The sequence below is a fragment of the Streptomyces sp. NBC_01689 genome (genome assembly GCF_036250675.1).
GTDB lineage: Bacteria > Actinomycetota > Actinomycetes > Streptomycetales > Streptomycetaceae > Streptomyces.
Window position 1 is genome coordinate 9,020,819 of sequence record NZ_CP109592.1, and the last position, 14,166, is coordinate 9,034,984.

The following is a 14,166-nucleotide window of genomic DNA, read 5'->3' on the forward strand; positions in this document are numbered from 1 at the left end:
CCGCAACTCCACACACGCCGCCCCCCCGGCGTCGCCCGCAGGGTGTCCGGAACGCGCGAGCTGTATGAGTACTGTTCGCCTGTCGTACGCCTTTTCCGTGTCTGATGACCGGTGGTTGTGAACGCGGCGGGTGCAATCCGGCCCGCGGATGCAATCCTGTGTGTCCACTTCCGTCTCAACCTGGGTTGCGCGCCCGGTGTACCGGGCTGACAACGTTGTCTTCTGGTGAGTGAACCGGGCGTGCGTACAACGACGCTGGAGAGGTTACGTGTTCATCAGATCCCATCCACCCTTGCGTGGCGTGGCTGTCGAGAGACCCGGCGGGCGTCGCCGGACACTGCGTGCGGCGGTCGCCGTACTGGTCACCGGGGCACTCGGCGCCGCCGCGCTGGCGGGCGGCGGCGCTGCCGCGGCCCTGCCCGCCCCCACCAAGTCCGCGGGGACGTCCGGTGGCACCGACTACACGAAGCTGGTCGACCCCTTCGTGTCGACCGCGGGTGACGACGGCAACGACCTGCCGGGCGCGCAGGCGCCCCACGGCCTCGCGAAGGTCAACCCGCTGACGACTCCGGACCGCAACCACACCGGGTACGACTACAACGAGGACCACATCGCGGGCTTCACCGCGACCAACCTCGACGGCGTCGGCGGCTCGGGCGGCGGCGGTGACCTGCTCGTCGTGCCGACCTCCGTGCGGTACGACAAGCGCCCCGCCCCCAGCACGTACGCCCACACGTACCGCCACGACGACGAGAGCGCGACGCCCGGTTCCTACCAGGTGGGGCTCGGATCAGTCTCCGGAACCGCCTCGTCGGTGACCCAGGACCCCGGCACCGTCAAGGCCGAGATGACCGCGACGACGCGCACGGCGCTCGAGCGGTACAGCTTCCCCGCCGGGTCGAACCCCGAACTCGTCCTCGACCTGGCCAACAACTTCACCAGCCGGACCCGTTCGACGATGAAGGCGACGAAGCTCGCCGACGGGACGACCTCGATCTCCGGGCTCATCGCGGGATCGTTCAACGGCGCCTCGTACCAGCTGTACTACAACGCCACCACGAACGTCCCGGTGACCTCACTGAAGAGCTGGGGCAACGACGGCAAGCTGACGGACGCGACCGCCCAGGACGGCTCCGACACCGGCGCCGTCCTCGGGTTCGACCCTTCCGCCGGGAACGACGTCGAACTGCGCGTCACCCTGTCGCCCATCAGCGCCGAACAGGCGGCGACCGACCAGAAGAACGAGGTCGGGGGGCTCACCTTCGACCAGGCCCGCGACCGGACGAAGGCGGCCTGGAACAGCGCGCTCGGCGCGGTCGACGTGCGCTCCTCGGCGAAGTCCGACCCCGGGTCGACGCTCACCAAGGAGTTCTACACGCACCTCTACCGCATGTACGCGCTGCCGGTGAACGCCACCAGCACCAGCGGAACGTACCGCGGCGCGGACGGAGCGGTGCACAAGGCGAACGGCTTCACGTACTACGACGGTTGGTCCACCTGGGACGACTTCCGCAAGTACTCCGTCGAGGCGTACATCGACCCGGCCACCTACCGGGACATGATCCAGTCGCTGATCGAGCTCTTCGCCGACCAGCGCGCCTCCGGCAAGAGCCTCGGCAGCCTCACCCACTCGGTTCCGACCGTGCGCTGGGAGCGCTCGGCGGTCCTGGTCGCCGACGCGCTGTCGAAGGGCTTCAAGAACTTCGACCGGCTCGACGAGGCGTACCCGGCGCTGCTGTTGTACTCCGGGTACTACACCGGCGCCCAGCTGCGGCAGGGGTACGTCAGCGGTGATCCCGGTACGACCGTCCAGCGCGGCTACGACCAGTGGGCGCTGTCCGTCATCGCCGACGCCCTCGGCAAGGACGCGGACGCGAAGAAGCTGCGCGCCCAGTCGACCATGGCGATCGACAACCTCGTGAAGTCCGACGCGTGGACCTCGTCCGACGGCACCAAGGTCGGCCTGCTCACCCCGCGCGCCACGGGCGGCGACTGGCAGAGCGCCGACTACGAGAAGTTCGAGGCGGCCGGCCTCTACCAGGGCACGCTGTGGCAGTACCACTGGTACGACGCCTACGACATGGGCGGCCTCATCAAGGCCATGGGCGGCGACAAGGCCGGCAAGGCCGCGGTCAAGCACATGTTCGGCGAGGACTCCGCCGTCGACGACGGCTCGACCATGCTGCACTCCAACGCCAACGAGATCGACCTGCAGGCCCCGTACCTCTTCAACTACGTCGGTGAGCCGAGCCTGACCCAGAAGTGGGTGCGGTCCATCTACACCGGCACGACCTGGAACCGCTACATCGCGACGGGCTCCACGAACGAAGCGCCCAGCTCCGGCGGCCAGTTCACCCCGCCGGTCAAGACCCAGGTGTACAAGCTGTCCCCGAACGGCTTCCTGCCGACCATGGACAACGACGCCGGCACCATGTCGACCATGTTCGTCGGCGCCGCCCTGGGCCTGTTCCCGGTGACCGCCGGCTCCAGCCAGTTCCAGATCGGCAGCCCGTTCTTCGACGCGACCACGATCACCTACGCCAACGGCTCCAAGTTCACGGTGAAGGCCGACGGCGTCTCGCCGGGCAACTACTACGTGCAGAACGCGACCCTCGACGGCAAGCGGTTCGACAACACGTGGCTCGACTACTCCCAGATCATCTCCGGCGGAACCCTGGACTTCACCATGGGTTCCAAGCCCTCGCAGTGGGGCACCCACTCGCAGCCCGCGTACTCGCTGAACACCGACGGCGGCGACACGGGTGACGACGGCGCGGGAACGGGCAAGGGCGACACCGTCCTCTCCGCCCGCCCGGACACCGTCGACACCGGCGCGGACGGCAAGGTCGACGGCAGCGTGAAGCTCACCCTGTCCGGACCCGCGTCGTTCGCCGCCCGCAACGGGACCAGCCTGACCAGGACCGGAGCGGCGACCGTGACCGGCCTCCCGGGCGGTGTCACGGCCGACCTCCGGGTCACCGGCTCGCGCACGGCGACCCTGTCACTCACCGGCAGCGCACAGGCCGACGCGCACTTCGGCATCACCTTCGCCGACGAGGCCTTCGCCCACGGCGTGCGGGCCTCGACGGTCCACGGTACCGGGACGTCCCCGACCGACCCGCTGACCATCTCCGCCGCCGAGGTGCACCGCAAGGCGCTCCGCACCCTGGTCGACCAGGCGTCCCTGGTCCGCAGCGGCAACTACTCCGACGGTTCCTGGAGCCTGTTCAGGTCGGCGCTCGAACGCGCGCGGACCGTTCTCGCGGACACCACCTCCGCGACGGGCACGATCATGGCCGCCGGTGACGCCCTGCACTCCGCCATCGACACGCTCACCATCGACGAGGGCGGCTACGCCGTCCTGCAGGCCGAGTCCCCCGACCAGAAGGAGGGTCCCAGCCTCGTCAGCGAGCGGAACAACTCGGACGGCAACCTCGGTGGCGTCACCGAAGGCGCCTGGGAGCGGTACACCAAGCTCGACTTCGGCGGGGTCGCCCCCAGGACCCTCTCGGTCCGCTACGCCAACTCGCAGGCGACCAACGCGAAGCCGAGCAGCGTCGACATCCACGCCGGTGCCGCCGACGGGCCCGTCGTCGCCACCGTCCAGCTCCCGGGAACCGGCGGCTGGCAGTACTACAGCACGGTGCAGGCCGCCGTCACCGACCCGGACGCGCTGCTGAACGCGTCGAGCGCGACCTTCGTGTTCCACGCGCCGGCCGGCCAGCAGTGGGTGTCGAACTTCGACTGGTACCAGTTCTCGCCGTACGAGGTCTCCACGTCCCCGACGACGACGCTCGCCACCCTCACCGCGGTCAACAGCACGACGACCGGGGGCGGTTCGGCTCCGCTCAACCTCTCGAACGGCATCTTCGAGAACGTGACGAACGGCGCGTGGGCCGAGTGGAAGGACACCGACCTCCGGGACGGCGCCGACACCCTCACCGTCCGCTATGACAAGCCCCAGTCGCGCGCGGCCTCGGACTCGCACATCGAACTGCACCTCGGTTCGAAGGACGGCCCGAAGACCGTGTCCGTGCCGCTCGACTACAGCGGTTCGGGCTGGGGAACCATCGCGACCACGAGCGTCCACCTCGATCCGAGCGTCTTCACCGGCGTCCAGGACGTGTACGCCGACTTCGTCTCCAGCACGCAGACCTCGTCCCAGCCCTACGTGGGCAACGTCTACTCGCTGGCCCTGACGCAGGAGACCGACGCGCCCGTCGGTTTCGACGCCACGGCGTGGCGCGCGAACAGCGGCGGCGGGCTCAAGAGCGAACCGGTCGGCTGGACCGGTTCGGGTTCCACCACCGACCTCGGCGGCACCTACAACGGAGCCTGGCTCACCTACGGGGACATCGACTTCGGTGCCTCGCCGAAGAGCACCGTCACGATCACCTACGTCAACAACTCCGCCCGCTGCGGCACCGGTTCCGCGGTCGACCTCTATCTGGACTCCTTCGACACGGCCAACCCCGGCACGCCGTACGCGACCGTCCCGCTGCCGGTCACCGGATCGGCGTGGTCGTCCGGAGGGACGACGAGCCTGACCCTGCCCAAGGCGATCACCGGCACGCACACCGTCCATCTGCGGCTGGCGACGACCCCGGACTCCTCGCACCCGTACGTCGCGAACCTGGGCCGGATCACCTTCAACCACGTCGAGACGCCCGCCGTCACCGACAAGTCCGCCCTGCGCAAGGCGATCGAGCAGTACGAGGGGCTCTCCGCCGACGAAGCACGCTACGACACCGTCGACTTCGGTGTGTACCGGCGCGAACTCGCCGCCGCCCGCACCCTCGTCGACGCCGACGGCGCGACCCAGCTCGAGGCCGACACCCGGACCCGCAGCCTGACCCTCGCCGCCAAGCAGCTCATACCGGTGCCGAGGCTGCGCCTGGAGGACCTGGTCACCACCGCGTCGGCCCTCCAGGACACCCGCTACACGGACACCTCGTGGAAGGCGTTCACCAAGGCGCTCACCGACGCGAGGACCGCGCTCGCGAGCGACACCACCACGGACGCGACCCTGACGGCACGGTACGACGCGCTCCAGCGCGCCATGGCCGGGCTCGCCACGAAGCCCAGGTCGGTGCCCGCCTCGCCCGGGGCGGTGTCGGCGACGTCGTCCGGCACGAGCGTGACCGTCTCCTGGGCCGCGCCCGGGGACACCGGCGGCTCACCGGTCACCGGCTACAAGGTCACCCTGGACGACGGCCACCAGGCCGAGATCCGGGATCCGGACAGCCGGAGCACGACCTTCACCTGGCTGCGGGCCGGCAAGTCCTACACGGCCCGGGTCCGTGCGGTGAACGGGGTCGGCACCTCGAGTCCCAGCCCGGCCACCGCGCCGGTGGTGACCGGTGGCGGCAAGCCGCAGAAGCCGGCCGTCACCGGCGTGATCACCGACGGCAAGCAGGTCCGGGTGACCTGGCGGCCCGCCGGCGACGGCGGATTCCCGGTCATCGGCTACACCGTGGCCCTGGGCGACGGAACCACCGCGCACGTCGCCGCCACGGCGGACACCGCGCTGCTCACGACCGCGGGCGGGGCGAAGGCGCACACGGCCACCGTCACCGCGATCACCCTGGCCGGGACCTCGGACGACTCCGTCTCCAGCACCCCGGCGGAGGACTCCGCGGCGACCGGCACGGCGGACGCCGCCGACCCGGCGTACGTGTCGTCCCCCTTCCCGGACGAGACGCTCAACGCGGCCTACACGTCGGACAAGTGGCCGGGAACCGGTGACGGGACCGACTACTTCTACGGCCTGCTGAACGGCGTCGGCGACCTTGGCTCCGGCATCATCGGCGCCAACAGCAAGGTGGCCCAGGGCACCCCGCTGACCGCCGAGAACGACCGGATCGCCGTCCGGATCAACAACGCCGCGACGCAGAAGGAGGTGGACCGGGCCGAGGTCGACGCGACGAACAGCTCCACCGTCACGATGGCGGACGGGCTCGGGTCGCGGCTCGGCCAGATCTACAGCGACGCGCTGAAGGGCGGTCAACTGCCCAAGACGAACGCCCTGTTCTCCCGCGTCACGCAGAACCTCGACAAGGTCGACGCGGCCAAGAACCACTACGGGTACCTGCGTCCTTACGTACGGCTCGGATTCGTCGGCGACGGCGGGTCCGTCTACGAGTCGCAGGACGGTTCGTACGGCAGTCTCGCCACCAGCGGCTCCTACCCGAGCGGCCACACCTACGGCGGCTACGAGGCCGGCACGATCCTCGCCACGCTCCTGCCGGAGCTGGCGCCGTCCATCCTCGCGCGCACTTCGGAGTACGGGGACAACCGCATCGTCCTCGGGTTCCACTACCCGCTGGACGTCATGGGCGGCCGGATCTCCGGCCAGGCCACCGTGGCGCACCGGTGGGCGGACCCCGACTTCGCGAAGCTGCTGCAGCAGGCCCACACCGAGATGGAGAACGTGCTGCTCGCGCAGTGCCAGGAGAAGGGATACGGAGACACCCTCGCGGCCTGTGGGGGCGACTCGTACGCCGGTCTGAGCGACGCGCAGGACGTCGACCTGTACACGCGGCGTCTGACCTACGGGTTCTCCCAGGTGGGCAAAGCGGGGCAGGCGCTCAAGACGCCGTCCGACGCGGCGGCCCTGCTGATCACCGCCTTCCCGGACCTCACCACCGAGCAGCGCACCCAGATCCTGGAGCAGACCGCGACGGACTCCGGGTACCCGCTCGACCTCACCGCCGACGGCGGCGCGAGCTGGCAGCGGATCAACCTCGCGGCGGCGATGGCGGCGAAGGTGGTCGTCAACGCCGACGGGTCGGTCACGGTGAAGAACTTCTCGGACGCCACCAAGGCCAGTGTCGCCGACGCGAAGGCGATCACGGTCGGAGGTGTCGCGATCCCCGGGTTCGACCCGAACGTGTCCACCTATGTCGTCGACTGGCCGAAGAACGCCAGGATCCCGGCCGTCTCCGCCGTACCGGTGCAGTCCGGTGCGCGGGTGAAGGTCACCGACGGCAGTTCGGTCCTCTCCTCGACCGGGCACGGGTTCACCACCCGCACCATCAAGGTGACCTCGGCCAGCGGTTCGGTGACCCGGACCTACACGGTCGGCTTCCAGCCCACGGACCGGGACGACCGGCCGGTCGCGGCGGGCGGCACCGCCGGCTACCGCGACGCCGGGGAATCCACCCTGTGGTCCCTCTCCGGCCCGTGGGGTCCGGGAGGGGCGGGGGCCGGCTCAGCCGGCGGCCCGGGACTCTGGTCGCCGTCCGCGGACTGGGCGCGGCCCTTGGCGGCCCGTGGGGTGAGAGGCACGATGTGACCGTCTGACGAGCCGTGAGCCGGGGGCTCGGCAGCATGCCGCCGAGCCCCCGGAACTCACAGCCGTGAACGGCCGGCCCCTCGGGACGAACCACAACGGTTCGTCCCGAGGGGCCGTTGTCGTGCCGGCGGCCTTCGACGCCCGGGCGGTCGCGGTCCCTGGTAGCGGGCTGCTCCGACCGCCGGTGGCGGGTTGCGGACGCAGGCCGGGTCCTTCCGTGTGATCGCCCGGTGACACCGCTTCCGAAAGTCGTGGCACGGGCTCTTCACACCGCGCGGCGGCGCGGCGGGGACCCACCGAGCGGGTCCGGCGGGACGGGGTTCCCGCCGGCCGCGGGGACCGGGTGGCCGCCTCGACAGCGGCCGGGTGCGCTCCCGCGGGAGTCACACGTGTCACGGTACGGAACGGATCACCGTATGCTCAGAGGCGTGGGGAGAGCCCCGTGGCCTGCTCCGCGCCGGCTCCGACGGCGGTGGTGACACGGCCCGCACGGCTCGTTCGGTATGAGGATCAGGGAGCACACATGTCAGCGGCGGCCTCGGCGGCGAACGGCATCGAGACGGCGACGGCGTTGCTGAAGTCCGAACTCGGCCAGCTGGAAGAGCAGCAGGCGGACCTGTACGCCCAGCAGAAGTCGCTCCAGGCGCAGTTGGCGGTGGTGTCGGGCCACATCGAATCCCTGCGCGGAGCACTGGCCGCACTGCAGGCCGTGTCCCGGCCCGCGGACGGCGAGCCCGAGTCGCCCCGGCCTCCCGCCGGGGGTCGAGGCGGCCGCACGACGGCCGACGCGCCCGCCACGAAGGCGGGTTCGACCCCGCCCGAGCTGCAGGGCCGCCGCTTCACGGAGCAGGTGATCGCGATTCTCACGCGCGATCCGGACGCCGTGCTGCGGGCGCGCGACATCGCCGAGGCGCTCGGCCGTGACGAGAGCGCGGGCAGCATCAACGCGGTGCGCAGCACCCTCGATCGTCTGGTCGCCACCTCCCGTGCCCATCGGGTGGGCCGGGGCCGCTACCAGGCTCCGCCGGTCGGCCGGGACTGACGGTGTCTCCCCGGGCTCACGGCGGCCCAGTGCCGATCACCGGCACCGTGGGGTGACACCCCGAGAGCCTCCGCGGTCGGGTCGGTGGGACGCCGCGCGGGTACGGCGATCTCTCACGGTGTGATGCGGAGACCGTCGGACGGAGAAGCAGTGTGCGACGAAGTGTGCGGTGGTGTTCGAGGTCCGCGACACACTTCGTCGGATCAGGAACGGTACCGGGTGCCGGCGCGCGGCAGCCCGACGCGCGACAGCCCGGCAGCCGGGCGCGCGACGGCCGCGGACGATCCCAGGGCGGGACTCACCGACGGCTCGCACCTCATCCCCGGGACCCGGCGCGGTCACTGCTCCACCGTGCGAGCGGCATCAGGGCCGCCACCAGCGCCTCGCCGTCCGCCGCCAGCCGGTACCGGATCTGCACGGGTGTCGACGGTTGAAACCGTACGTCACGGAACGTGTGATTCGGTGTGCTTTCCATGGTGTGAAGTAGGCCACGGCCTCACCTGTCGACGTGCGGGCCACCGGCGGCGCGAACGGGCGCGCACGTCAAAGCCGGGGAGGGGAAGGCCGGTCGGGCCTTCCCCTCCCCGGCCGACTCCAGGTCCGGCGTCTTCGGACGGAAGACCGTCGGGGGAGTGTGACACCGGGCGCCGGACGCGGGGCGGGCGAGTGTCTTTGCCACGCCCCGTGTGCCCTGTCGGGCAGGTGCTACGGAGTGGTGGGCGAGGTGCGGTAGAACTCGGCCGCCGTGACGGAGGCCGGTACGCCGAGTTCGGCGGCGACCGCCGTGATCGCGGCCTCACCGACGGCGAGGTCTGCCTGGCCGTCGGTGGTGAAGTGCGGTGCGATGAACGCGTCGTAGTGCGCCCGGACCTCCTCACTGGTCTGACCGCCCAGAAACGTCCGCATGTGCCGCACGGTGGTGTCGGGGTCGTTGTGGATCACCTGGAGGGCGCGGCGATGGGCCCGCAGGACGGCGTGGACGGCAGGGTCGTCCGGGTCGGTGTAGGTAGGGTCGACCGCCAGGCCCACGGTGGGGATCCGGAAGTGGTCGCCGACCCAGCCCAGTACCCGCCAGCCGTGTTCGGCGGCCACGGCCTCCGGCGCCATGGTGCTGCCGACCAGGGCCGCGTCGAGCTTGCCCTCCCGCAGCAGACGCAGGTCCATGCCGTAGTCCCCGGGCGCGCGGACCACGGTGTCCATGTCGCGGTCCGGGTCGAGGCCGGCCCGGCGCAGCACGATCCTGGTGAAGCAGCCGGGTGCCGTGTGCGGGGCGTGCACCGCGAGCCGTCGCCCGGCCAGGTCGGCCAGGGAGGTGAGCCCCGGACGGGCGAGGAACCAGAACAGCGGGCGGGTGGTGTTGACGTTGAGGGCGACCCAGGGGGTGCCGTCGGTCAGGCGGGACAGCAGTGCCCGGCCGAGGCCGATGGTGGCGCCGCGGCGCAGCCGCTCCTCGTCCCAGGTGCAGCCGTCGCGCAGGGCGACGTGCACACCCTCGTCCGCGTAGAAGTCCTCCTGGTCGGCGATGTAGGCGGCCAGTTCCTCGTGCAGGCCCCGCCCGACGTAGGCGAGATCGATCGTGTGCATGAAGGCCTTTCCTGGAAGGTGTCGCGGCGCTGGGGGACGGTGTGCTGGAAGCGTGCGGCCGAATGCCGAATGCCGAATGCCGAATGCCGAATGCCGAATGCCGAAAGGGGGACGGCGAGTTGCGCGTGAAGGGCGGCGGGTGTCGGATGCCCGCCGGTGGGTGCCGGACCCGGACCTCAGGTTCTCGCGCGCCAGGGTCCCGCCCGAACGGTGCGGACCGCGGCCGGGTGTGGCAAGGGGCGCGGTCGGGTGTCAGTACATGGCCATGCCGCCGTTGACGGCGGCCGTGGTGCCGGTCATGAAGGAGTTGTCCTCGTCGGCGTAGAAGGCGATCGCCCGGGCGACGTCGTCCGGATGGGCCAGGCGGCCCAGGGGAGTGGCGGAGATCTGCCGCTGCTTGTGCGCGTCGTCGAACACGTCCGTCATACGGGCCATGCGGGTGTCCTCCACCGGGCCCGCCGAGACGATGTTGACCGTGATGCCCTGCGGGCCCAGCTCCTGGGCGACGTACCGGCCGAACTGCTCCAGCGCGGCCTTGGCCGTGCCCAGGGCGATCATGTTCTCCCGCGGCCTGCGGCTGAGCCCGGTACTGATGTAGACGATGCGCCCCCAGCCCTGTTCGGCCATGCCGGGCAGGACCGCTTTGGTGAGGGCGAACGCCGCGTGCATCTCCCCGTCGAGCTTGCCGCCGAGTTCGTCCCAGGTCATGTCCTGGAACGACTTGACCGCGAACGGGATCAGCGCGTTGTGCACGAGGACGTCGACGCCGCCCCAGGCGGCGCGGACCCGCTCGACCATGCCGTCGATCGCCGCGACCTCACGCACGTCGGCCCGCACGGCCATGGCCTGCCCGCCGGCGGCCTCGATACCGGCCACGACCTCCTCGGCCGCCGTGGTGTTGCTCAGGTAGTTGACCACCACGCGCATCCCCCGTGCGGCCAGCAGCCGCGCGGCGGCCGCCCCGATTCCGCTGCCGGCCCCTGTCACCAGTACCACCCTGCCGGTCGCCCCGGTCATGAGCCCACCTCCTGTTCGTCGTCGTGCTCGTCGTCGCGGGCCGCCGGAGTGACCGCCTCGCGTCCTTCGTCGTCGGGGTGTGCCGGGCGTATCGCCCCGTGGAGCACGGTGTCGACGGCCGCGCGCAGCAGATCGGCCGCGGTCCGGTCGAGCTCGTGCGGCAGCCGCGAGGTGAGCAGGCGCTCCACCGCGCCCCGGGTGATCTCGCTCAGCAACTCGGGTGGCATCGGCAGCAGTCCCTGCCGGTGCCCTTCCCGGAACAGCTCGTCGAGCCGTCCGTAGACCACCGCGTCCAGGCGCTGCTCCACATAGTGACGAAGCATCACATCGCCCCGTCCCAAGGTGAGTTGGGCAGCCCCGATACGTCCGAGTTCGCTGCCCGCCGCGAGCAGGAAGCCCTGCACCCGCACCCCGAACGGCCGGCCCTCCGTCTCCTCGGTGGCGGCGGCCAGCGTGGCCTCCACCGCGCCGAACTGCCGGTCCAGCACGGCGGTCAGCAGGCTGCGCCTGTCCGGGAAGTGGCGGTAGATCGTCTTCTTGCTCATCCCGAGCTCGCGGGCGAGATCGTCCATGCTCACCCGGGCGGAGCCCGGCGCGAAGAACAGCCGGCCGGCGGCCTCCACGATCGCGTCGGCCCGTTGCCCACGTTCAGTGGAAAACTGCGAAACTGATTCAGTTTCCATAGTTTCCATGCTGGCTTCATGCTCATCCACTGTCAAGACATGGGCGGCGGGTGGCAGTACGTGGCGCCGGGACGGGAGAGGCGGGGCGGGAGGTGAGGTGACCGGCGGGGCGCAGGCACGGGAGGGAAGCCGGGGGCGGGACCTACTCGGCGGTGGTGAGCGCGAGGAGCAGCAGCGCGATGTCGTCCGTCCGGGTGGCGGTCTGCCGCGCATGGTCGATCAGGTCCGTGGCGAGCCGGTCCATGGACTGGGGCCGGACGGCCCGCGCGAGTTGGGAGGCGAGCCCGCTCATGGCGTCGTCCAGGTCGGTTCCGGGGGTCTCCACGAGCCCGTCGGTGTACAGGGCGAGGACGGTGCCGGGGGCCCAGGAGATCGTGGTCGAGGGGTAGTCCGCCTCCGGATCGATGCCGAGCAGCAGGCCGGGCGGGAGCGCGAGGACTTCGGCGTGACCGTCCGGGTGGCGCAGGACCGGTGGGGGATGCCCGGCGGTGGCCAGGACGGCCCGGTGGCGCGCGAGATCGAGATGGATGTACAGACAGCTGACGAAGCGGCCGGGATTCATGTCGACGAGCAGGCGGTTGGCCTGGGTGAGGGCGTGTGCCGGTGTGGCCCCGGCGAGGGCCTGCGAGCGGATGACGGGGCGGATGCGGCCCACGAGCGCGGCGGCGGTGGCGTTGTGGCCCTGGACGTCACCGATGACCGCCACCGCGACGGTGTCGTCCACCCGTACCAGGTCGTAGAAGTCGCCGCCGATGTCCATGCCGCGGACGCTGGGCAGGTACCGGGCGGCCGCGTCCAGCCCGGGGAGGTCGGGCAGCGAGTCCGGGAGGAGGGCCGCCTGCAGGGTCTGCGCGAGCTCCTTGCTGGTGTCGTACAGGTGGGCCCTCTCCAGCGCCTGCGCGATGAGACCGGCGAGCGCGGTGAAGACGACCCGCTGGCGGGCCGGGAAGGGGCGGGGGCGGTCGAAGGCGAACACGCACGAACCCACCGGGCGCCCGGAGGCGATCAGTGGCAGGAAGGCCCAGGCGCACTGGCCGTCATGGCGGGGCGCGGCCGGATAGACGCGGCAGAGCTCCTCGAAGGTGGCGAAGAAGCTGGGCACGCCGGTGGTGAGGACCTGGATCGCGGGGGCCGGGGAGGTCAGCGGCGCTCCGTCGAACTGCCGCAGGAGCTGGGCGTGGTAGCCCCGGCAGCCGATGACGCGCGTGCGGCCGTCCTCGGCCGCGAGCAGGGCCACGGTCCGGGCCCCGAAGGCGGGCAGCATCTCCTCAGTGATCAGGTCGACGACGTCGTCGACCCCGACGGCCTCGGAGAGCGCGGCGGCGAGGTGCAGCACCTGGTGGATCTCGCCCAGGCGGATCGGCTCACCCGGGGGCGTCCGCGTTCCGGCGGGCGCGGGCTCGGGGACTCCGCCCGGATCGGTCGGCGAGACACGGACGCTCACGCCCGATCCGCCGGGGTAGAGCTCGACGGCGAGCCACCGGTCCGGCGCGGGCATGGCGGTGTGGAAACCGGGCTCGCGACTGACCACTGCGGCACGGAAGTGGTCCTCGAAGGCCGGGTCCCCGCACCAGGGCAACGACTGCCACGGGCGCGTCCCGAGCAGACGGGGGACGGTGCTGCCGAGCAGGGCGGCGGCGGTGGTGCTGACGAAGGTGAATCTGCCGTCGAGATCGAGGGAGCAGTTGCCCTCGGGCAGCCGTTCGACGAGTTCCGCGGCGGCCACCGCCTCGGCCGGCGCTCTCGCGCGGGCGGGCGGCTGCGGCAGGGTCCGTGGCACCGGTCCGGGACCGAGGGGATGGCCGGTGCGGGCGGCGTCACGCAGGAACCACGCCAGGTGCCGACCGGCGGCACGAACCCGTTCGGGGCTCGGGCCGGCGGGACCGGCGGAACCGGAGCCGGGCCAGATCAGCAGCAGTGCGCCCCAGGCCGTGGTCCCGGTGAGGAGCGGTACCACGGCCACCGCGTGGTGGTAGGGCAGGGCGATCGCCGTCCGCGGGTATCGGCGCGCCAGTTCCTGGGGGTCGCCGAGCCAGACGAGCCGCTGCTCACGCACCGCTTCGGCCACCGGGACGTGACTGGACAGCGCCACCCCGAACCAGGGCGTGAGGAACTCCGCGGGGATGCCCTCGGTCACCTCCAGTCGCAGCGACCGTCCGTCGGGCGCCGTGAGGAAGACCGCTCCCGCGTGCACACCCGTGTCGCGCACGGCCTGTTCCAGCAGCCGGTCCAGCTCGGCCCGGCATGCCGTCGCGGTCGGCGGCGGGGGGCGGGCCCCGTAGGGCTGTGCGGCACCGTCCTCCCGTATGGCGCACATAGCAGCAGCCTACGTCCGCACGGGCAGGCCCCGCGCGCCGTGCCCGCCGCTCCGGACGGGCCGCACCGCCGGTCCGACCCGGCGTCCTCCGAATCCCCGGACCGACAACCACACCCCCCGGTCCACCCAACTCCCCGGTCCACCCAAGCCCCCGGTCCCCCGACGGGCCGTTCGCCGCCATCACGCAGATGAGTGATATCGCCCGGGGGACCCGGACCGATCCGTCGGT

The 14,166-nt window shown here is 71.6% G+C and carries 6 protein-coding genes; 2 read left to right on the plus strand and 4 right to left on the minus strand.

Translation table 11 applies throughout. The features are described 5' to 3' along the window. Positions 1-301 precede the first annotated feature (301 nt). A complete protein-coding gene (locus OG776_RS38660) occupies positions 302-7,294 on the plus strand; it encodes a glycoside hydrolase domain-containing protein (RefSeq protein ID WP_329323410.1) in 6,993 nt (2,330 codons plus the stop codon). Positions 7,295-7,817: 523 nt separating this feature from the next. Further along, positions 7,818-8,336 carry a hypothetical protein gene (locus OG776_RS38665; protein ID WP_148014745.1) on the plus strand — a complete coding sequence of 173 codons (519 nt, stop codon included), beginning with the start codon at positions 7,818-7,820 and terminating at the stop codon, positions 8,334-8,336. 705 nt (positions 8,337-9,041) lie between these two features. On the opposite strand, the gene OG776_RS38670 is transcribed toward OG776_RS38665, so the two are convergent. The 4 genes from OG776_RS38670 to OG776_RS38685 form a co-directional block, all read right to left on the minus strand. Beyond that, positions 9,042-9,920: an ABC transporter substrate-binding protein gene (locus OG776_RS38670; RefSeq protein ID WP_148014746.1), complete on the minus strand. Its 879-nt coding sequence runs from the start codon at positions 9,918-9,920 to the stop codon at positions 9,042-9,044. Between the two features lie 252 nt (positions 9,921-10,172). Continuing rightward, complete coding sequence (locus OG776_RS38675) at positions 10,173-10,937, minus strand: SDR family NAD(P)-dependent oxidoreductase (RefSeq protein WP_148014747.1); 765 nt, start codon at positions 10,935-10,937, stop codon at positions 10,173-10,175. Then, a complete protein-coding gene (locus OG776_RS38680) occupies positions 10,934-11,620 on the minus strand; it encodes a TetR/AcrR family transcriptional regulator (RefSeq protein ID WP_148014748.1) in 687 nt (228 codons plus the stop codon). Before OG776_RS38680 ends, OG776_RS38675 begins: the two co-directional genes overlap by 4 nt. 142 nt (positions 11,621-11,762) lie before the next feature. Then, positions 11,763-13,937: a SpoIIE family protein phosphatase gene (locus OG776_RS38685; protein WP_329323412.1), complete on the minus strand. Its 2,175-nt coding sequence runs from the start codon at positions 13,935-13,937 to the stop codon at positions 11,763-11,765. Positions 13,938-14,166: the final 229 nt, after the last annotated feature.

Coding starts and splice junctions, on each gene's coding strand:
- OG776_RS38680 (WP_148014748.1), bottom strand. CDS start 11,620: ATGGAAACTGAATCAGTTTCGCAGTTTTCCACTGAACGTGGGCAACGG.
- OG776_RS38665 (WP_148014745.1), top strand. CDS start 7,818: ATGTCAGCGGCGGCCTCGGCGGCGAACGGCATCGAGACGGCGACGGCG.
- OG776_RS38670 (WP_148014746.1), bottom strand. CDS start 9,920: ATGCACACGATCGATCTCGCCTACGTCGGGCGGGGCCTGCACGAGGAA.
- OG776_RS38685 (WP_329323412.1), bottom strand. CDS start 13,937: ATGTGCGCCATACGGGAGGACGGTGCCGCACAGCCCTACGGGGCCCGC.
- OG776_RS38675 (WP_148014747.1), bottom strand. CDS start 10,937: ATGACCGGGGCGACCGGCAGGGTGGTACTGGTGACAGGGGCCGGCAGC.